This is a genomic window from Tardiphaga sp. GW821-FHT12E02 (genome assembly GCF_058807155.1).
On sequence record NZ_JBXAQK010000001.1, the window covers coordinates 2,182,703 to 2,200,550 of the forward strand.

The 17,848-nt window shown below is 60.4% G+C and carries 21 protein-coding genes and 1 tRNA gene; 11 read left to right on the forward strand and 11 right to left on the reverse strand.

Features of this window, described 5'->3' with window-relative positions; translation table 11 throughout:
- Positions 1–141: 141 nt before the first annotated feature.
- Positions 142–372, reverse strand: coding sequence for a helix-turn-helix domain-containing protein (locus AC1RQ5_RS10320; RefSeq protein WP_493198735.1), 231 nt, complete (start codon positions 370–372; stop codon positions 142–144).
- A gap of 79 nt (positions 373–451) precedes the next feature.
- Here AC1RQ5_RS10320 and AC1RQ5_RS10325 point away from each other — a divergent pair, with 79 nt between their 5' ends.
- Positions 452–859: a hypothetical protein gene (locus AC1RQ5_RS10325; RefSeq protein WP_493198737.1), complete on the forward strand. Its 408-nt coding sequence runs from the start codon at positions 452–454 to the stop codon at positions 857–859.
- A 91-nt stretch (positions 860–950) separates the two neighbouring features.
- Here the strand turns inward: AC1RQ5_RS10325 and AC1RQ5_RS10330 are convergent.
- Positions 951–1,026: transfer RNA gene (locus tag AC1RQ5_RS10330), tRNA-Ile, on the reverse strand.
- A 146-nt stretch (positions 1,027–1,172) separates the two neighbouring features.
- Here AC1RQ5_RS10330 and AC1RQ5_RS10335 point away from each other — a divergent pair.
- Positions 1,173–1,385 (forward strand): DUF1328 family protein, encoded by a 213-nt coding sequence (locus tag AC1RQ5_RS10335; RefSeq protein ID WP_398477577.1) that lies wholly within the window; start codon positions 1,173–1,175, stop codon positions 1,383–1,385.
- A gap of 9 nt (positions 1,386–1,394) precedes the next feature.
- Here the strand turns inward: AC1RQ5_RS10335 and AC1RQ5_RS10340 are convergent, their stop codons facing one another.
- On the reverse strand, positions 1,395–2,360 hold the full coding sequence (locus tag AC1RQ5_RS10340; RefSeq protein WP_493203374.1) for a Bug family tripartite tricarboxylate transporter substrate binding protein: 966 nt from the start codon (positions 2,358–2,360) through the stop codon (positions 1,395–1,397).
- Positions 2,361–2,540: 180 nt separating this feature from the next.
- Here AC1RQ5_RS10340 and AC1RQ5_RS10345 point away from each other — a divergent pair, with 180 nt between their 5' ends.
- Entirely contained in the window at positions 2,541–3,503 is a 963-nt protein-coding gene (locus AC1RQ5_RS10345) for a TAXI family TRAP transporter solute-binding subunit (protein ID WP_493198739.1), read from the forward strand.
- A gap of 2 nt (positions 3,504–3,505) precedes the next feature.
- Here the strand turns inward: AC1RQ5_RS10345 and AC1RQ5_RS10350 are convergent, their stop codons facing one another.
- Both AC1RQ5_RS10350 and mobA read right to left on the reverse strand, forming a co-directional pair.
- Positions 3,506–4,714, reverse strand: coding sequence for an ABC transporter substrate-binding protein (locus AC1RQ5_RS10350; protein ID WP_493198741.1), 1,209 nt, complete (start codon positions 4,712–4,714; stop codon positions 3,506–3,508).
- 57 nt (positions 4,715–4,771) lie between these two features.
- Entirely contained in the window at positions 4,772–5,416 is a 645-nt protein-coding gene (gene mobA, locus AC1RQ5_RS10355; protein WP_493198742.1) for a molybdenum cofactor guanylyltransferase MobA, read from the reverse strand.
- Between the two features lie 64 nt (positions 5,417–5,480).
- Between mobA and AC1RQ5_RS10360 the strand changes: the two genes are divergently transcribed.
- From AC1RQ5_RS10360 to AC1RQ5_RS10380, 5 genes are all read left to right on the forward strand, one after another.
- Positions 5,481–5,729 (forward strand): sulfurtransferase TusA family protein, encoded by a 249-nt coding sequence (locus AC1RQ5_RS10360; protein WP_493198744.1) that lies wholly within the window; start codon positions 5,481–5,483, stop codon positions 5,727–5,729.
- 201 nt (positions 5,730–5,930) lie between these two features.
- On the forward strand, positions 5,931–7,589 hold the full coding sequence (locus AC1RQ5_RS10365; protein WP_398477567.1) for an OFA family MFS transporter: 1,659 nt from the start codon (positions 5,931–5,933) through the stop codon (positions 7,587–7,589).
- A gap of 88 nt (positions 7,590–7,677) precedes the next feature.
- Positions 7,678–7,935, forward strand: coding sequence for a hypothetical protein (locus tag AC1RQ5_RS10370; protein ID WP_398477565.1), 258 nt, complete (start codon positions 7,678–7,680; stop codon positions 7,933–7,935).
- 144 nt (positions 7,936–8,079) lie between these two features.
- Entirely contained in the window at positions 8,080–8,376 is a 297-nt protein-coding gene (locus tag AC1RQ5_RS10375) for a hypothetical protein (protein ID WP_493198746.1), read from the forward strand.
- Positions 8,373–8,516, forward strand: coding sequence for a hypothetical protein (locus tag AC1RQ5_RS10380; protein WP_493198748.1), 144 nt, complete (start codon positions 8,373–8,375; stop codon positions 8,514–8,516). The genes AC1RQ5_RS10375 and AC1RQ5_RS10380 overlap by 4 nt, the downstream gene beginning before the upstream one ends.
- Before the next feature lie 22 nt (positions 8,517–8,538).
- On the opposite strand, the gene dapA is transcribed toward AC1RQ5_RS10380, so the two are convergent.
- Positions 8,539–9,429 (reverse strand): 4-hydroxy-tetrahydrodipicolinate synthase, encoded by an 891-nt coding sequence (gene dapA, locus AC1RQ5_RS10385; protein ID WP_493198750.1) that lies wholly within the window; start codon positions 9,427–9,429, stop codon positions 8,539–8,541.
- Positions 9,430–9,498: 69 nt separating this feature from the next.
- Positions 9,499–9,882 (reverse strand): hypothetical protein, encoded by a 384-nt coding sequence (locus AC1RQ5_RS10390; RefSeq protein ID WP_493198752.1) that lies wholly within the window; start codon positions 9,880–9,882, stop codon positions 9,499–9,501.
- Positions 9,883–9,944: 62 nt separating this feature from the next.
- On the opposite strand from AC1RQ5_RS10390, the gene AC1RQ5_RS10395 reads away from it, so the two are divergent.
- Positions 9,945–10,208, forward strand: a complete 264-nt coding sequence (locus AC1RQ5_RS10395; protein ID WP_398477585.1) for a DUF6496 domain-containing protein — start codon at positions 9,945–9,947, stop codon at positions 10,206–10,208.
- 33 nt (positions 10,209–10,241) lie between these two features.
- Here the strand turns inward: AC1RQ5_RS10395 and AC1RQ5_RS10400 are convergent, their stop codons facing one another.
- Both AC1RQ5_RS10400 and ku read right to left on the reverse strand, forming a co-directional pair.
- Positions 10,242–10,502 (reverse strand): hypothetical protein, encoded by a 261-nt coding sequence (locus tag AC1RQ5_RS10400; RefSeq protein WP_493198754.1) that lies wholly within the window; start codon positions 10,500–10,502, stop codon positions 10,242–10,244.
- A 2-nt stretch (positions 10,503–10,504) separates the two neighbouring features.
- A complete protein-coding gene (gene ku / locus AC1RQ5_RS10405; protein WP_493198756.1) occupies positions 10,505–11,389 on the reverse strand; it encodes a non-homologous end joining protein Ku in 885 nt (294 codons plus the stop codon).
- Positions 11,390–11,487: 98 nt separating this feature from the next.
- Here ku and ligD point away from each other — a divergent pair, with 98 nt between their 5' ends.
- A complete protein-coding gene (gene ligD / locus AC1RQ5_RS10410) occupies positions 11,488–14,181 on the forward strand; it encodes a DNA ligase D (RefSeq protein ID WP_493198758.1) in 2,694 nt (897 codons plus the stop codon).
- A 76-nt stretch (positions 14,182–14,257) separates the two neighbouring features.
- Here the strand turns inward: ligD and AC1RQ5_RS10415 are convergent, their stop codons facing one another.
- Complete coding sequence (locus AC1RQ5_RS10415) at positions 14,258–14,422, reverse strand: DUF3309 family protein (protein ID WP_212392490.1); 165 nt, start codon at positions 14,420–14,422, stop codon at positions 14,258–14,260.
- Between the two features lie 146 nt (positions 14,423–14,568).
- Between AC1RQ5_RS10415 and AC1RQ5_RS10420 the strand changes: the two genes are divergently transcribed.
- Positions 14,569–14,877 (forward strand): polyhydroxyalkanoic acid system family protein, encoded by a 309-nt coding sequence (locus AC1RQ5_RS10420; RefSeq protein ID WP_493198760.1) that lies wholly within the window; start codon positions 14,569–14,571, stop codon positions 14,875–14,877.
- 207 nt (positions 14,878–15,084) lie between these two features.
- Here the strand turns inward: AC1RQ5_RS10420 and treY are convergent, their stop codons facing one another.
- Positions 15,085–17,847, reverse strand: coding sequence for a malto-oligosyltrehalose synthase (gene treY, locus AC1RQ5_RS10425; protein ID WP_493198762.1), 2,763 nt, complete (start codon positions 17,845–17,847; stop codon positions 15,085–15,087).
- Between the last annotated feature and the right edge of the window lies 1 nt (position 17,848).

The following is a 17,848-nucleotide window of genomic DNA, read 5'->3' on the forward strand; positions in this document are numbered from 1 at the left end:
ATCCGTTGAGTGTTTCCTTTCTTACAACTGTCAGATGTTTCGGGCTGTGTCCAAGAAAAATCGGCGAGCGTACGGACCTTTGGAGCTCTCTATTGTGGAAAGCGCCGTTAGTCAGCAAGTCGAATGAATTCACAGGCTCGTCTAAGATCCTATTTTGATTTCGAGCTGTCTCAAGATCTTGCTTGGTGTCGTGTTCAGAGCGAAGGCAAATCTAAATAGAACCACGATTGTTGGGGACTTCAAGCCGCGTTCAACTTGACTCACATAAGTGCGGTGAATGTCAGCACGATCCGCCAGCTCCTCCTGCGAGAGTCGAGCTGTTTGTCTGAGCGTGGCTATAACTTTTCCGAAAGCGATATTTGGATTTTCCACAATCCTATAGTCGAAGTCCGAACACTAAAGTGCTACAGACTATAGTATTCAAGAATCATGTTAATCATGGGCTGACGCAATGCTGCTTGATGAGGTTGAAGCGTTGGACGATCATGAAAAAAATTTCCCGCTAAATGCACCGTTGCGATTGGAGGTAGCCGTAAAAGCGGCATTTCCAATGGGAGGCCTAACAGTCGCCGGGCTCCGAAAAGAGATTGCTCGCGGTCGTCTGGAGGTCGAGCTGATCGCTGGAAAGCATTTCACGACTCTAGCCGCTATCGAACGAATGCGAGAGCGATGCAGGAGTGGTGCGGCAAATGTCATGGCATCTGACGCGCCGACTCAGCGTGATGTAGCGGCGATAGCCGCCAAAGAAACTCACGCCGCCAGCTCCGCACTATTACGCCTTGTGAAGGCGGATCTCGAAAAGAGCCGTGAGAAGCGACGACAAGCGCGTCTGGCAAAAAAACACAAAAACCAAGCTTGAGGTCAGGAATTTGCGTGGAACCAACCTGTACCGACACCTGTACCGTTGATCTTTACAGTGGAAAATTAAGCTCGTAACCTATTGAAATCATTGGTGGGCCTACCAGGACTCGAACCTGGAACCAGACCGTTATGAGCGGTCGGCTCTAACCATTGAGCTATAGGCCCGCCGGCGTCCGGGCGGGTGGGCCGGGACGGCGGTGCTTGCTTTCCTTATATGGCTCGTCGCTGCCGTTCAATGGCGGCGGGGTGCGCTGCGGAACTTTGGCGATCCGGGGACGTTTTCGTCCGCATTTTCAAAGCGGGGGAGCCGGATGCTGCGTTGGGCCATTATTTCGTTGATCATATCGCTGATTGCCGGTGGGCTCGGCTTCACCAATATCTCGGCCTTTGCCAAGAAGATCTCGCTGATCCTGTTCGGCCTGTTCTTTCTCGGCTTCCTGGCGCTGCTCGGCTTCGCCTATCTGGTGGCAGGGGCGGTCAGCAGCTCGGAGCTGCTGCCCGCCATGGTCGCCGTCAGCGTCTAGACCGCGTCGTCAGTCCACCGAGACCTTGGCGAAGTCCACCACCTTGCGCCATTTCTCGGTTTCGCTGCCGACGAGCTTGCCGAATGCCTCAGGCGTCATCGGCTTGGGCACGCCGCCGGTGTCGGCGAGGCGGGCGATGAGCTTGGGATCCTTCAGGGCTTCTCCAACCGCCTTGTTCAGCGTCGCGATGATCTCCGGCGGGGTGCCCTTGGGGGCGCCGATGCCGTAGAAGCCAATCGACTCAAAGCCCGGCACAGTCTCGGCGATCGCGGGGACATCCGGCACGATCGGCCAGCGCTGCGGCGAGGTCACGCCGAGTGCGCGCACATTGCCGCCGCGGGATTGTTCAAGCGCGGTGGGCAGATTGTCGAAGATCAGCTGCACCTTGTTGGAGATAATGTCGGGGAAGGCGATGGCCGATCCGCGATAGGGCACATGCGTCATGTCGCATTTCGTCATCGCCTTGAACAATTCAGCCGACATATGCACTGAAGTGCCATTGCCCGACGACGCGTAGGAGATCTTGCCGGGATTGGCGAGGCAGTAATCGACGAACTCCTTCACCGTCTTGGCCGGAAATGCGTTGGACACCACCAGCATATTGGTGAGCTGCATGATGCTGGCGACCGGCACGATGTCGCGCATGAAATCGAATGGCAGCTTCTTGTAGAGCGAGGTGGAGATCGCGTTGTTCGGCGCGACGAACAGCAGCGTATAGCCATCGGGCGCTGCGGTGGCGGCTGCCGCCGCGGCGAGATTGCCGCCGGAGCCGGCGCGGTTCTCCACGATGAATTGCTGGCCGAAATGATCCGACAGCCACTGCGCCATGATCCGGGCGACGATATCCACCGGGCCGCCCGCGGCGAAGCCGATCAGCCAGCGCACCGGACGGTCCGGATATCCGGCGGCGGATGCAGGGGTGGCAGTGAAACCAACAAGAGCGATAGCGCAGACAGCGACGACGCGACGCGTCATCGCGCGCAAAGATGCGAACATGATCCCTCCAGTGTTATGGCCGTATCCGCCTGCGCGATTGATCGGCATGGCAGCGCGGCGTTGATCGGGCTTTGCCGCCCGTTATCGGCATGCTTTCATAGAATCCGGCATTTGCCTATCTCTGGCTGTGCGGTCATTGTTATCGCGTCAGGATGTCTCATGAAGATCATGATGTGGGTTGGCGCGGCGCTGCTGATATCCGGCACTGCGATGGCGCAACAGGAAACGAAGCCGATGTCACCGACGACACTGAGTCTTGGCACCGCGACACCCGGCGGCGGGTTTCCGCTCTATGGCGACGCGTTCGCGGACGTGATGAACGCCGCTGATCCCGCGTTGCAGCTCAAGACGCAGAACACCAAGGGCTCGACCGAGAACATCCCGCTGCTGGAAGACGGCAAGCTCGATCTTGCACTGGTGGCGGGCGAGCCGGCCTATGAAGCTTTCAAAGGCATCAAGCGCGCGCCGACGAAGCTGAAGATCCTGACTGCACTGTATTCCAATCCCGGCATGTTCGTGGTGCGCGCGGACAGTCCTTACAAGACGATCCGTGATCTCGTCGGCAAGCCGGTGGCGTTCGGCGCCAAGGGGTCCGGACTCGTCTTCCTGTCGCGCTATGTGCTGGACGGGCTGGGGCTCGATCAGGACAAGGATTTTGAGGCGGTCTATCTCGATCGTGCCGGTGATGGCCCTGCAATGGTGCTGGACGGTCGTGTCGCCGCGTTGTGGGGCGCGGGTATCGGTTGGCCCGGCTTCAAGGCCATGAGCGAGAGCCCCGGCGGCGCGCGCTTCATCGCGCCGGATGCCGCGGAGATCGCGCAGATCCGCGGCAAGCACAGTTTTCTCAAGCCACTGCTGATCGGTGCGAACAGCTATCCGAACCAGCCGGCGCCGATCGCTTCGGTGGGATCGTGGAGCTATATCCTTGCGCGCGAGACGCTGCCGGATGACGTCGCCTATCGGCTGGCGAAGACGCTGCATGGCGCCGAGGCGACGCTGGGCGCGAAGCTTGCGCAGGCGAAGGAGACGACGGCGAGCAACACGGCCGCTGCAGCACCGGAACTGGCGATGATCCATCCCGGCGTGCTGAGATATTTTCGCGAGATTGGGGTGGTGAAGTAGCTCTACTTCTTCCCCAGACCGCAAGCCGGATCCGGCGGCCCAAACGCATCCTCGCCCGAAATCTTGGCGAGGATCTTGTAATAGTCCCACGGATATTTCGATTCCTTCGGCGACTTCACCTGCACCAGCATCAGGTCGTGCACCATCAGTCCATCGTCGCGCAGCTTGCCATTGCGGGCGAAGAAATCGTCGATCGGCTTCTCGCGCATCTTGGCGGCAACTTTCAGCGGATCGTCGGTGCCGGCGTCCTTGATGGCGTTGAGATACACGATCGTCGATGAATAGACGCCGGCCTGCCACATGGTCGGCATCCGCTTCATCTTGTCGAAGAAGCGCTTCGACCAGGCACGAGTCTTGTCGTCCATGTCCCAGTAGAACGACGTGGTGAGAAGCAGGCCCTGGGCCGTCGGCAAGCCCAGCGAATCGATATCGGTGATCAGCGCCAGCAGTGCCGCCATCTGCTGGCCGCCCTTGAACACGCCAAATTCCCCGGCGGTCTTGATCTCGTTGATATTGTTCGGCGGGCCGCCGGCGATGCCGATGATCTTCGCCTTGGACGCCTGCGCCTGCAGCACGAAGGATGAGAGATCCGATGCGCCGAATGGCGGGCGCACCGAGCCTATCACCTTGCCGCCGGTCTTCGTCACCACGGCAGCCGCATCGCGCTCGAGCGCATGGCCGAAGGCAAAGTCGTCAGTGATGAAAAACCAGCTATCGCCGCCGCGTTTGACCACTTCCTGCGCGGTGCCGACGGCAAGTGCGCGGGTGTCGAACACCCATTGCATCGTATAGGGCGAACAGAACTTGCCGTGGAAATCGGCTGCGCCGGTGGAGTGGGTGATGAACAGCCGTTTGCGGTCGTTGGCCACATTCTGCACGGCGAGGCCCACAGCGGAGACCGGCACGTCGACGATGATGTCCACCTGATCGACATCGTACCAGCGCCGCGCCAGCGAGGCGCCGACATCGGGCTTGAGCTGGTGATCGCCGACGATGACCGTGATCGGCTTGCCCAGCACCGTGCCGCCAAAATCCTCCACCGCCATCTGCGCAGCGGTCACCGAGCCCTGGCCGGAGGGCGTCGCAGCCGGTCCGTTCATATCGGTGAGCACGCCGATCTTGACGACGTCGTCGGAGATTTGTGCGGAGGCGGTGGAGGCACAAAGGACAAGGCAGAGCGAAGAGATCACGGACAAACCAATGCCGCGCATAGCAATCCTCCCAATTGAATGCGGCACTTTCGGCCGCCTGTTGGAAGAAAGCTTAGGTCAGGCTCTGTCGTCGAGCAATGCGAGCCGTTCGGCTTCGGTGAGATCGTCGGTCGTATTGGCGTTGAAGAAGGGATCGATGGGCTCCACCGGCCAGTCCACGGTGGAAAGGCGATAACGGGCCATGAAGCGGCCGACCTGACGCAGTTGTTCATCCACCAGCGCGCTGCGCAGGTCGTCGCGCAGGCCGACATCCCATAGGCTGACAACATGCTGCGTCTGACCGGCGGAAGAGGCCACCGCCATCTGCGCATCGTCTTCACGCAGGGCGCGATGCAAGCGCTCAGCGAGATCGCGCGGCAAGAACGGGCAGTCGCCGGGCACGCTCAGCAGCCAACGGACATCAGGCCGATGCACGGCCGCCCAATCGAGGCCGGCGAGAATGCCGGCGAGGGGGCCAGGGAAATCCGCGACATTGTCGGGGATAACGGGCAGATCGAATGCAGCGAACCGCGTTGCATCGCCATTGGCATTGATCACCAGCCCGTCACATTGCGGCGCAACGCGATCGATCACCCGCTGCAGCATGCTGCGGCCGGCGATAGCTCGCATCGGCTTGTCGCCGCCACCCATGCGGCGGGCGAGGCCGCCGGCAAGCACAAGGCCAAGAACGGGCTCGAGTATGGGGTCATGATCAGTCGTCATAAGGCTGCATATGACATTCGCGGCACCGCGGATATAACGCGATTTCTCACAACGGACCCGATGCATGGCCGCTACCAAACTCGACCTCACCGGATTGAAATGCCCGCTGCCAGCGCTGATGACGCGCAAGGCACTGCGAACACTAGCCGTCGGCGAATGCGTCGAGGTTCATTGCACCGATCCGATGGCAGTCATCGATATTCCCGTGATGGTGCAGCAGATGGGCGACCGCATCGACAGCTCTGAACGCCGGGACGAGATCATCGTCTTCGTCATCGAAAAAATGAATGCTGCGATAGCAAATGACGATTGAGCCTCTGGTATACCACTGAGATAATTGATAAATTTCGCCAATTGATACTTTTTCCCTATCGACTCCCGTGACGGTCTTTGGTCCTGTTCTAATCAGATGCGCGCGAGAATCTGTCGTCTGCACGCAGCTGGGGAATGATCACGACACGACTGTTTCAGGACGCAACTCGGCTCAGAAGGGTCGGCTGCAGGGGAGGATTTCATGACAACAATCGGCAATGCCGGAGCTTTATCCGGCGCCAAGCCAGGTCTGCTGGACCGGGAACGCATCATCGCAACGGCCGGCTTCAATCGCTGGCTGGTGCCGCCAGCGGCACTTTGCATCCATCTGTGTATCGGCATGGCTTACGGCTTCAGCGTGTTTTGGTTGCCGCTGTCGCAGGCGATTCCGAATCCGGCGGCGAAGGAAGTCTGCGACGGCATGAGCCTCGCGACCGAATTATTCACCACCACCTGTAACTGGAAGGTCGCCAGCCTCGGCTGGATGTACACGCTGTTCTTCGTCTTGCTCGGCGTTTCCGCCGCGATCTGGGGCGGTTGGCTCGAGCGCGTCGGTCCGCGGAAGGCGGCCTTCGTGTCGGCACTGTGCTGGTGTGGCGGGTTGGTGCTCGGCGCCATCGGCATCTACACCCATCAGCTCTGGCTGCTGTGGATCGGCTCAGGCGTGATTGGCGGCATTGGCCTTGGCCTCGGCTATATCTCACCGGTGTCGACGCTGGTGAAGTGGTTCCCGGATCGCCGCGGCATGGCAACGGGCATGGCCATCATGGGGTTCGGTGGCGGCGCGATGATCGGCTCACCGCTCGCCAACATCCTGATGAACTATTTCAAGACGCCCACCGATGTCGGCGTCTGGCAGACCTTCCTGGCCATGGGCGTGATCTATTTCGTGTTCATGACCATCGGCGCGTTCTCCTATCGCATCACGCCGCCGAACTGGAAGCCGGATGGCTGGACGCCGCCGGCGCAGGCCAATGCCATGATCACGACCGGTCATGTGCATCTCGACAATGCGCACAAGACTAAGCAGTTCTGGCTGATCTGGGGCGTGCTCTGCCTCAACGTGTCAGCGGGCATCGGGGTCATCGGCATGGCTTCGCCGATGCTGCAGGAGATTTTTGCGGGCAAGCTGATCGGTGCGCCCGACGTCTCCTTCAGCCAGCTCTCCGCCGCGCAGAAGACCACGATTGCCGGCATCGCCGCCGGTTTCGCAGGTCTGATCTCGCTGTTCAACATCGCCGGCCGTTTCTTCTGGGCGTCGCTGTCGGACAAGATCGGCCGCAAGAACACCTATTATACGTTCTTCATCCTCGGCATCATCATGTATGCGCTGGTGCCGACCTTCGCGGCGATGGGCAGCAAGGTGCTGTTCGTCGCGGCCTTCGCGGTGATCCTGTCCATGTATGGCGGCGGCTTCGCCACTATCCCGGCCTATCTCGCCGACATCTTCGGCACCCAGTTTGTCGGCGCCATCCATGGTCGTCTGCTGACGGCCTGGGCGACTGCGGGCATTATCGGTCCGGTCGTGGTGAACTACATCCGTGAATTCCAGATCGCCGCGGGCGTGCCGCGTGCGCAGGTCTATGACTTCACGATGTATATCCTGGCCGGCATGCTGGTGGTGGGCCTGATCTGCAACATGCTGGTGAAGCCGCTGGCGGCGCACTGGTTCATGAAGCCGGAAGAAGTCGCCAAGCTGCAGGCCAAGGGCGCCGAGGCGGCGTCGGTTGGCGGCGGCTCCTACGGCATCGGCAAGGGGGGCTTCGATGCGTCAGCCAGTGCATTCTGGCTGTTTGTTGGCATACCGCTCCTGTGGGGCGTCTGGCTGACGCTGCAAAGCGCAGTCAGGATCTTCCAGTAAGATCATTTGGGGCCGGCGGCGAAAGCTTCCGGCCCCGTTTTCTTGTCGGCATCACAAATCTCACAACAACGAACATTCGGGGGTAACAATGACTCGCATCACCACTGGCCTGCTGGCCGCAGCTTTTACCGTCGCGTCGCTCACCATCGCGTCCGCCCAGGCTGCCGCTCCGGCGCCGGCGCCTGCGGGCAAGATGAAGCTCAACAAGCAGAGCCTGAAGGACATGAAGGCGAAGTGGAGCGCCAACAAAGGCAAGCTCAAGGCCTGCCGCAAGGATGTGAAGACCAAGGGCCTCGCCGGCGACGATCGCTGGTTCTATATCGAAGACTGCATGGGCAAGAGCTAAGCCCGGCTCGCGAGGCGGCTTCCGTCTTTATGCCGCGTTTATGACGTGGCAGGGCGGTCCGTCTCGCATTCCTATGGCGTTGTCCGCATCTTTGAAGCGTCCCGGTGGGTCTGGCCGGGCATCTCAATGAAACGGACAGTGACCATGACAATGTTCTTCAATCGCGACACCCAGACGCATGATTTCTCCGCCGACAGCGCCTATCGCTCCTATCTGATCTGCCGCAACCAGGCGCCAATCGTCCATCACTCCGGCGACATGCAATGGAAACGCTTTCGTGTCGGCCTCAGGCGCATGCGCAACGACATCAGAAGTTTTCTCGCGGCGATCCATATGGCGTTTGTGGCCGATAAAATGCGCCGTGCGCGGCGTGAGCTGGCACGGTTGGGCGTACGCCATGCGGAGATCTCGACGCTGCCGGATCGCAGGAGCGCATCATGATGATGCGTCTGGCGTCTCTTCTGATGCAGGTCTGGCGGTTCGCGCTCGGCCCGGCGGTCTATCACCCCGCGGCGCATTATATGCGCGGCCCAGGCCCGAAATATCGTGAGAAGCGTGAAAGGGAGCGCCCGCGGGTCTAGCGGGTGCTTTTGCGACTGGCTTTTATATCGCTCGGGACATGACTTCGTCAGGCGACGCCCAGATCGCCTGCATCGCCATTTGCACCGAATGCTGACCGGCTTTATCGACGGGCAAACGTGGTAGCCGGACGGCGAAGTTGCCAAATCCGCGCAGGCTGAGCGCATATTTGACGGCAGACGACACGTGCTCCGGCGATAATGTCTCGGCAAGTGGCATCAACATCTCGGAAATCGTGCTCGCATAACGCGGGCAGCCTTTTCGTGTCGCGTAATACATGCCGCGGCAAAGCTGCGGCGCGACATTCGCCACGGCTGAGACCACTCCGTCACCCCCCGTCAGCAAATAAGACAGCGCCGTCGCGTCGTGCCCGGTCAGGAGCCGGAAGCCCGGCGGCAACAGAAGGCGCAGCCGGGCGAGCCGCGACGCGTCGCCGGCATCGTCACGCAGGCCGATCACGCGCGATGACGCGGCGAAATCGATGATGACGTCATCCGTCAGCGCCCGCACGCAGCGCGATGGCGCATCATGCAGGATGATCGGTAGTGTGGTTGCGCGCAGGATGGCATGGAAATGTGCGGCGATGCCGTCGGTCGTCGGCTTGTTGTAATAGGGCACGACGAACATCGCGGCATCCGCACCGGCGCTCTGCGCCAAGCGCGTGTATTCGATCGCGCGTGCGGTACAATTTGAGCCGGCGCCCGCGACGATGCGCAGGCGGCCACGGGCGATGCCGACCGCGGTGCGGATCAATGTCCTCCGCTCGTCGTCGGAAAGCGTATCGCCTTCACCGACGGTCTCGCCGACCACGACCGCACTCGCGCCGGCGCGGACCTGGCGTTCGCACAGCCTTGCAAAAGTGAGGAGATCGAGCTCGCCACTAGCCTGAAAAGGCGTAGGAAGATCCGCAATCATGCCATGCAGCCAGTTCCCACCGTGAATGGCCGGATGATTTGGGAGAGGGATTCTAGACATAGTGCGCAATCAGGCGACGCGTCGTTGCGGCAGTTCGGTTGGCTGGATCGGTGCGCTCATATCGAGCTCGACGACACCGGCGGTCTCGATAATCGCCTCGGGGCGATGGCCGTTTTCGAACAGCGCATAGCGCACAGCATCGGTGCGATTCTTGAAAAGGCCACCAAACAGGCCGCTTTGTTCCTGCGCGACCCACTGGCCGCGGCTGTTTTGACCGATCAGGACGAGAGCAGATCCACACGAGGGAGGTTCGAAGTGAGTCACGTTAGTCTCCTGCAACAGCACGCTGGTGCGTGTGGCCTGCAACATGAGCGGCAGGGCATTTGAAAACGAGATGGGAGGACCGACCGCGTTATAGGCGCGGAATAAATGACGGTTTGTCGCATGCGGCATGCGGGAGCTCGGAACCATCAATTGCAGCCGCGATTGGAATGTCCGCCAATATCAGGGAGTTTATGATGGCGAAATATTCCAAGAAGGCCGCGAAGAAAGTCGCGCGCGCGGTGAAAAAAGCCAAGGCCGGCACGCTGAAAAGCGGGCGCTCCGGCAAAAAGGTGACAAGCCGCAAACAGGCCATTGCCATTGGCTTGTCCGAAGCGCGTGCCGAGGGCAAGAAGGTGCCTAAGGCGCCTACCAAGAAGGTCACGAAGAAGGCCGCAGCCAAAAAGAACACTGCGAAAAAGACCAAGACGGCCAGCAAAGCGAAGAAAAAGTCTTGATCAGGAGACGTGGGCGAGGCCGCGCAGCAAACGTCACTTCGTCTGCAGCGATGCTTTCAACAGATGATCCTTGCACTCGTCCGTTTTGCCCATCGCCATCTTTTCGCTCGCTGCACTGATTTCGTCGGAGGCCGTCTGCTTCTGCTTGCCGTCCGGCATTTTCGCAATCGCCTCGGCGACGAAAGCGATGTTCGACGCATTGCATTCGCGAGCCTGCAATTGCTGCGCGTGTACGGCAGGAATAGCCAATACTGCAGTGATCGCCGCTGCCGCTGGTCCCAGTTTCTTCATCATGATCAGCTTGCCTTGCGATGCCGTGCGGTCGATCGCGCCGCCTTCTTGGCCGGACGCTTGCGTGCTGCCGGCCGACGCGAGGCCGAAGCGCGTTTGGTCGGTGCCTTCCCGCCCTTAAGGCTGGCCTTCAGGGCATCCATCAGATTGATGACATTATCCGGCTTCTCTTCCTTCGCGGCGACCTTGACCGGCTTGCCGGCGGCCTTGCGCTTTACGAGCGTCTTCAGTGCGGTCTCGTATTCGTCCTTGAATTTCTTGGGGTCGAAATGTGAGGCCTTGCTGTCGAGGATATGGGTGGCAAGCTCGATCATGTCTTTCGAGATTTTCGGGTTCTTGATGTCGTCGAAATAGTCGGCTTCGTCGCGCACTTCGTACGGATAGCGCAACGTGGTGGCGAGTAATCCCTTGCCGAGTGGCTCGATGGCAATCACATGCTCGCGATTGGTCAGTACGATCCGCGCCAGCGCCACGCGGTCCTGGTCTTTCATGGCGTCACGGATGACCGCAAAGGCATCGGCACCCGCTTTGCCGTCCGGCGCCATGTAATAGGGGTTGTTGAGATAGCGACGATCGATTTCGTCGCGCGGCACGAAATTGTCGATGTCGATGGTGTGGTTGCTCTCGATCTGCACGGCTTCGAGCTCTTCCTTTTCGATCTCGACATACTCGCCCTTGCTGATCTCGTAGCCGCGCGCTTTCTGGTCCTTCTCGACGACATCGCCGGTTTCGGCGTCGATCATCTGCTGCTTCAGCCGGTTGCCGGTGTCGCGGTTGATCATGTGGAATTTGGTTTTCTCCACGGTTGTGGAGGCCGGATACAGGACCACCGGGCAGGTCACCAGCGACAGTTTGAGGGAGCCTTTCCAGTAAGCGCGGGGCGGGGCCATGGGTCCTCCAACTCATACAAAATTGCCTGCGGCGCCAATCGCTTGCGCCTGTGGAACTTCAACGGGGGCTCCCGGTTTTGGTTCCGGTCCCCGCCTTCATGGCCTCCGGAGTATGCGTCGTGGCCGACCGCCAACTATCGATTTACCGCAAGAAGCGTGATTTCGCGCAGACCCAGGAGCCGTCCGGCAAGATCGTGGTCGCGCCGGCCAGGCGGCCGCGTTTCGTGATCCAGAAACACGACGCCACGCGGCTGCATTACGACCTGCGGCTGGAGATGGATGGCGTCTTCAAGTCCTGGGCCGTCACGCGCGGGCCGTCGCTCGATCCCGCCGACAAGCGGCTGGCGGTGGAAGTCGAGGATCATCCGCTCGATTACGGCGACTTCGAAGGTACGATTCCCGCAGGCCAATATGGCGGTGGCACCGTGCAGCTCTGGGATCGCGGCTACTACGAGGCCGAGGATGCTGCGAAAGGGCTGAAGAAGGGCGATCTCAAATTCACGCTGGACGGCGAGAAGCTGCATGGCGGCTTTGTGCTGGTGCGCATGAAGCGCGACCGCAATGGCGGCAAGCGCACCAACTGGCTGCTGATCAAGCACCGCGATGAATACGCCGTTGATGGCAGCGGCGAGGCAATTCTCGATGAGGATGCATCGGTGGCCTCGGGCCGCAGCATGGATGCGATTGCGGAGGGAAAGGGCCGTGCGCCAAAGCCCTTCATGATCGGCAAGACTGCGAAAATCAAGAAAGATGCCGTCTGGGATTCGAGCGAGGGCGAGGCGGCGGACGCACGCGCGACAAAGAGCGTGAAGACCAAGGCCGATCGAGCGAAGAAAGCGCCGGCGAAGCGGTCTGCGAAGGCCAAGAAAGCTGCGCAAATGCCGGGCTTTGTCGCGCCGGAGCTCTGTGTCTCGGTCGAACGTCCGCCGTCGGCGAGCGGCTGGGCGCACGAGATCAAATTCGACGGCTACCGGATGCAGCTGCGTGTCGAAGGTGGAGAAGCGACGCTGAAGACACGCAAAGGGCTCGACTGGACCGATAGCTTCCCGGCCATCGCCGACGAGGCGGCCGATCTGCCGGATTGCATCATTGATGGGGAGGTGGTTGGGCTCGATTCATCGGGCGCCCCGGACTTCGCGGCACTGCAGGCGGCATTGTCCGACGGCGAGACCGATACGCTGATCTTCTTCGCGTTCGATCTGCTGTTCGCCGACGGCGAGGATCTTCGGAAACTGCCGCTGGAGGAGCGAAAGTCGCGCCTGAAATCCTCGCTGACCAAAGCGCGCGGTCGCCGCAAGGAAGGACTGATCCGCTATGTCGATCATTTCGAGACCGGCGGCGATGCGATCCTGCAATCGGCCTGCAAGCTTTCATTGGAAGGCATCATCTCCAAACGTCTTTCGGCACCCTACACATCTGGACGCTCGAAGAACTGGACCAAAGCCAAATGCCGCGCCGGTCATGAGGTGGTGATCGGTGGCTGGAAGACCACCAATGGTAAATTCCGCTCGCTGATGGTCGGCGTCCATAAGGGCGATCATCTCGTTTATGTCGGCATTGTCGGCACCGGCTATGGCGCCGACAAGGTGAGACGCATCATGCCGGCGCTGAAGAAGGCGGCGGCAAAGCGATCGCCATTCGGCGGCGACAATGCGCCAGCGGGCGGTCGTGATGTGCATTGGCTCAAGCCGGAGCTGGTCGCCGAGATCGAATTTGCCGGCTTTACCGGTGCAGGCATGGTGCGTCAGGCATCATTCAAGGGGCTGCGGCAGGACAAGCCGGCGGATGAGGTCGAGGCCGAGATACCGAGCAAGACGACGCTGGCCAAGCCGAAGCCCAAGGGTGCTGCAAAGAAGTCTGCCAAAAAGACAGCTTCCAAATCGCCCGCAAGCAAATCTGCCGACGTCATGGGCGTGGCACTTTCCCATTCCGACAAGGCGCTATGGCCCGATGCCGGTGACGATGAGCCGGTAACGAAGCGCGATCTCGCGGAATATTTCGAAGCAATCGGCGACTGGATGATGCCGCATCTGAAGGGCCGGCCATGCTCCGTTGTGCGCGCGCCTGATGGCATCGACGGCCAGCAGTTCTTTCAGCGTCATGCCATGGCGGGAACGTCGAATTTGCTGGAACTGGTCAAAGTGGCGGGCGATCGCAAGCCCTATCTGCAGATCGACCGCATCGAAGGTCTTGCAGCGGTGGCCCAGATGGGCGGGCTCGAACTGCATCCCTGGAATTGCGCGCCCGGCGAGCCCGACGTGCCGGGCCGTTTGGTCTTTGATCTGGACCCGTCGCCGGAGGTGACATTCGCAGATGTCATTACCGCGGCGCGCGAGCTGCATGAGCGGCTCACAAAGCTCGACATGGAGAGTTTTTGCAAGACCACCGGTGGCAAGGGCTTGCATGTGGTCGTCCCGCTCAAGCACGGCGCGCGCGACCGTGTCGATTGGAAAACGGCAAAGACATTTGCACAGGCCATTTGCCAGCAGATGGCGACGGATGATCCCGAGCGTTATCTGATCAACATGTCGAAGGCCAAGCGGAAGGGAAAGATTTTCCTCGATTATCTCCGCAATGACCGGATGGCGACGGCGGTTGCCGTGCTTTCACCTCGCGCGCGAAAAGGCGCCACCGTGTCGATGCCGCTGACCTGGCCGCAGCTCCGTGCCGATCTTGATCCTGCGAAGTTTACGCTGCGCAGCGTGCCGGCACTTCTGAAGAAGAGCAAAGCCTGGATAGGGTACGAAAATGCTGCCTCATCGATCAAGGCTGCGATCGCGAACATGAAATAGCGTTTAAGTATGCAAGCTACAAAAAAAGCGCGCGGTCCGTTGCTGAACCGCGCGCTTCGCATTCAAGTCTCGCTGCTTACAGTCGGCCGAGCAGCAAGAGAATCAGCAGGATCACGATCACGAGGCCGAGGCCACCACCGCCATAGTAACCGGTGCCGTAGAACGGTCCGCCACCGATGCCGCTAAAGCCGCCGAGCAGGGCGATGATCAGGATAATCAGAATAATCGTACCAATGGACATGTTGTCTCTCCTCAGCCTTCTTATGTTTCCGTTGCGCCTGCGATAAAAACGCGCGGCCCGCGCCAAGGTTCCATCGATGAAACCGATGAGGAGCTTTTGCTGGGCGGCATGCGTTATGACGTGACGCACACAACAGGAAGTTCGCGATGTCTGCACCGCTCACCGTCTCCATTCCGCATTCACTCGGCCGCGAAGAAGCTGCTCGCCGGCTCAAGAACGGCCTTGCGCGCGCTGCCACCGGTGTGCCGATGGTGAAAATCGAAGACGAGCGCTGGGACGGGGATCGTCTGGATCTTCGTGTCCGCGCGATGGGGCAAGTCGCATCCGGGCATGTCGATGTGCTCGACGATCGCGTCAATATCGAAGTAACGCTGCCGTGGCTGCTGCAACGCTTCGCGGAGGTCGCGCAAGCGACGATCAAATCACGCGGAAAGTTATTGCTGGAGAAGAAATAGGCCGGTCGTGCGATGTTGCTTCGCAGCATAAATCGACACGCAACCGTGTGCGCCGCACATCGAATGCGTCGGTAACCTCTCGCAAACATTTTGATGAAAATCTTCGTCTTGTGCGGAGTAAGGGAACCGAACGCGACTCTGAGTCGGCACGACATCCGCCAGGCCGTCCGGCATGAATCCCGGGCGGCCTTGTCGTTTACCATCCTCTTACTGCAAGCGTGTCGATCGAATTTTCTTCGGCGCAGCCTGCGCTTTGATGATCGCGACCGGCAGATGTGTGAAATGCGCGGCGACGCTGATGTCCTTCACGTCGTAACCAGGTGCCAGCACCGTTGCGTCAAGCGTCGATCCGTCAAACCACTTGCGGCCGTTATCGGTGAAGCCAGCCAATGAGCGGCCAACGATGACAATCGCGGCATCGCGTTGATATCGACGCGCGAAAGCGATGACATGCGCCGCATGCGGCCCGGTGACCTCAAGAGGCTCATATTCGCCATGGGTGAAGATCTCGGCGAGTTCACCGCGCAGCTTCAGCAATTCATGCGTCCAGGCGAATTTGATGTGGCTGTTGTCCCATGTTTCGGACAGAGCCTTCCAATCCGGCGTCTTGATCTTTTCCAGCACAGCGACCCGCTCGGCGAAATCCACCGGGCGGCGATTGTCGGGATCGACCAGGGAGGTGTCGAAGAACTCCGTGCCCTGATAAAAATCGGGCATGCCGGGAATCGTTGCTTTCAGCGTGATCTGGCTGAGCGAATTGGCTGCACCGATCAGCGCCATCCGCCGCGCAAAGGCGTCGATCTGCTCGATGAAGTCGTTTGACTTGGCGGGATCGAGAATGCGGGCAAGAAACTCTTTCAGGCCATTTTCATAAGCTTCATGCGGATTGAGCCAGCTGGTCTCTTCCTTGCCCTCGCGCGCGGCCTTCAATGCATAGGCCTGCATCCGTTCGAGGAACGTCTCGTCGCGGGTATCGAGCTCCCATGCGCCGACCAGTGCCTGATACAGCATATATTCGAATGACGCGGAGGGAGAGCGCATGTCACCCTCGGTGATTACATGCGGCGCGTTCAGCATCTTCCAGCGGCTTACTGCCGTGGCCCATTCGCCTGGCAGCTCCGCCAAAGCGAGCAGGCGCGTGCGGGCGTCCTCTCCACGTTTGGTATCATGCGTGGCCGTGGACGTCATCCCATGGCGATATTCGCTGGCACGCTGGATCATCAAGTCGTGAAAGCGTTTGACAGGCATCGCCTCGGCAGCGGGTTCGCCGCCGACTTCGTTGAGCGCGAGCAGCTTGTGATAGCGATAGAAGGCGGTGTCCTCGAGCGACTTCGCCATGGTCGGGCCGGTGAATTGCTGCACCTTGAAGGCGAAACGACGCACGCGTGGCTTGCTGTGGGCCGGGCGGCCTGGCTTGAGCAGATCAAGGGTCAGCGCGTCGCGCAGAAAGTCGAACAATCCCTCATCGGTGCCGAACCATTCGGCGCGCGCCTTTTCGATGGTTTCCGAGATCAGCTGGCGGTCGAGTGCGGACGGGCCGGCGGCGGTGAGATAGGTGCGATAGACCGGGAAATGCAGCACATAGAGCTCGAAAGCCTGGCGCAGCGTATCGGCGGAGAAATCGCGGGTGGAATAATGGCCATTGGCGATGCGCGCGAGCAGGCGCGTCAGCACGGTGAATTCGGACAGCAATAGCGTGTCGAGGACGCGGCGTTTGGCGTCTTTTAACAGCGGCGCGAACTTTGGCGAGGTGTTGCTGACCTGCCGCCAGGTTTCGCCGAGCGGCTCGAGGCCCTTTTCCTCGACCAGCACCTGGGTGATGGCATTGAGCCATTCATAGCCGGTGGTGCCATGTACGCCGGCAAACGGCACCAGCTTCTCGTCTTCACCGAGGATTTTCTCGACGACCACATAGAACGGCTTGGCGTTGCCCTGCGCTTCGCGGATCAGGCGACGCAGGCGCTGGAAATATTGCGAGGGATCACGCAGGCCGTCGATGTGATCGAGCCGAAGGCCCTGCAGCTTGTCCTCGGCGATCAGCCGTTTCACCTGCGTGTGGATGGCCTCGAAGGTGCCGCTGTCCTCGACCCGCAAACCGGCCAGCGTGTTGACGTCGAAGAAGCGGCGATAATTGATCTCGCTGGAGGCGAGGCGCCACTGGCCGAGCTTGTAGTGCTGGCGCTCCAAAAGCATATGCAACGTCTGGATCTGCGTCGGACGTTCAGGTCCCGCACGATAGGCGTCGAGGCCACGGGCGATGACATCGGCTGCACCCTCGATACCGGCGAGTTGCTGCTTGAACGCCGGCGCCTCGCTGCGGTTAGGGTGGCGTAGACCCTTGTGCTTGCCGGCCAGTGTCAGGATCGCGCGGCCGGCCGCGGTGTCGCCGGCATCGGCTTCCTTGACGATGCTGCGCAGCATCTCGCTATAGCGCTCCGGCGCGATCGGCAGGCGATGCTCGTAATACCAGGCCGAGAAGCTGCCTTCCTTCGGATCATATTTGAGTTCGATCTCGCCATTCTCAAGCGCCTGGCCATAGCTGGAACCGATAATCGGCAGCAGCAATCCGCCGCGGGCGCGATAGGGCAGGGTCTCCCAGTCGATGTCGAACGAGACCGCATGCGGCGAGGCCTGGCCCCATTCCAGCACATCCAGCCACCACGGATTGTCGGCATAGTGCACGCCCACATGATTGGGCACGAAATCGAGGATCAGGCCGAGATCGTTCTTCTTCAGCGCCGCACTCATGCGCTCGAAGCCGGCATCGCCGCCGAGTTCGGGATTGAGCTTGGTGTGATCGACGATGTCGTAGCCATGGGTCGAGCCCGCACGCGCCTTCGTGAAAGGCGAGGCATAGACATGGCTGATGCCGAGCGCCTTGAGATAAGGAGCGATCAGGGCTGCGGCATCGAAATCAAAATCCTTGGTCAGTTGCAGGCGGTAGGTGGCGGTCGGGATGGCCGGCGGCATT

Excerpts from the sequence above, each read along its gene's own strand:
- AC1RQ5_RS10325 (WP_493198737.1), top strand. The coding sequence starts at position 452 with ATGCTGCTTGATGAGGTTGAAGCGTTGGACGATCATGAAAAAAATTTC.
- AC1RQ5_RS10335 (WP_398477577.1), top strand. The coding sequence starts at position 1,173 with ATGCTGCGTTGGGCCATTATTTCGTTGATCATATCGCTGATTGCCGGT.
- AC1RQ5_RS10340 (WP_493203374.1), bottom strand. The coding sequence starts at position 2,360 with ATGACGCGTCGCGTCGTCGCTGTCTGCGCTATCGCTCTTGTTGGTTTC.
- AC1RQ5_RS10345 (WP_493198739.1), top strand. The coding sequence starts at position 2,541 with ATGAAGATCATGATGTGGGTTGGCGCGGCGCTGCTGATATCCGGCACT.
- AC1RQ5_RS10350 (WP_493198741.1), bottom strand. The coding sequence starts at position 4,714 with ATGCGCGGCATTGGTTTGTCCGTGATCTCTTCGCTCTGCCTTGTCCTT.
- mobA (WP_493198742.1), bottom strand. The coding sequence starts at position 5,416 with ATGACGACTGATCATGACCCCATACTCGAGCCCGTTCTTGGCCTTGTG.
- AC1RQ5_RS10360 (WP_493198744.1), top strand. The coding sequence starts at position 5,481 with ATGGCCGCTACCAAACTCGACCTCACCGGATTGAAATGCCCGCTGCCA.
- AC1RQ5_RS10365 (WP_398477567.1), top strand. The coding sequence starts at position 5,931 with ATGACAACAATCGGCAATGCCGGAGCTTTATCCGGCGCCAAGCCAGGT.
- AC1RQ5_RS10370 (WP_398477565.1), top strand. The coding sequence starts at position 7,678 with ATGACTCGCATCACCACTGGCCTGCTGGCCGCAGCTTTTACCGTCGCG.
- AC1RQ5_RS10375 (WP_493198746.1), top strand. The coding sequence starts at position 8,080 with ATGACAATGTTCTTCAATCGCGACACCCAGACGCATGATTTCTCCGCC.
- AC1RQ5_RS10380 (WP_493198748.1), top strand. The coding sequence starts at position 8,373 with ATGATGATGCGTCTGGCGTCTCTTCTGATGCAGGTCTGGCGGTTCGCG.
- dapA (WP_493198750.1), bottom strand. The coding sequence starts at position 9,429 with ATGATTGCGGATCTTCCTACGCCTTTTCAGGCTAGTGGCGAGCTCGAT.
- AC1RQ5_RS10390 (WP_493198752.1), bottom strand. The coding sequence starts at position 9,882 with ATGCCGCATGCGACAAACCGTCATTTATTCCGCGCCTATAACGCGGTC.
- AC1RQ5_RS10395 (WP_398477585.1), top strand. The coding sequence starts at position 9,945 with ATGATGGCGAAATATTCCAAGAAGGCCGCGAAGAAAGTCGCGCGCGCG.
- AC1RQ5_RS10400 (WP_493198754.1), bottom strand. The coding sequence starts at position 10,502 with ATGATGAAGAAACTGGGACCAGCGGCAGCGGCGATCACTGCAGTATTG.
- ku (WP_493198756.1), bottom strand. The coding sequence starts at position 11,389 with ATGGCCCCGCCCCGCGCTTACTGGAAAGGCTCCCTCAAACTGTCGCTG.
- ligD (WP_493198758.1), top strand. The coding sequence starts at position 11,488 with ATGGCCTCCGGAGTATGCGTCGTGGCCGACCGCCAACTATCGATTTAC.
- AC1RQ5_RS10415 (WP_212392490.1), bottom strand. The coding sequence starts at position 14,422 with ATGTCCATTGGTACGATTATTCTGATTATCCTGATCATCGCCCTGCTC.
- AC1RQ5_RS10420 (WP_493198760.1), top strand. The coding sequence starts at position 14,569 with ATGTCTGCACCGCTCACCGTCTCCATTCCGCATTCACTCGGCCGCGAA.
- treY (WP_493198762.1), bottom strand. The coding sequence starts at position 17,847 with ATGCCGCCGGCCATCCCGACCGCCACCTACCGCCTGCAACTGACCAAG.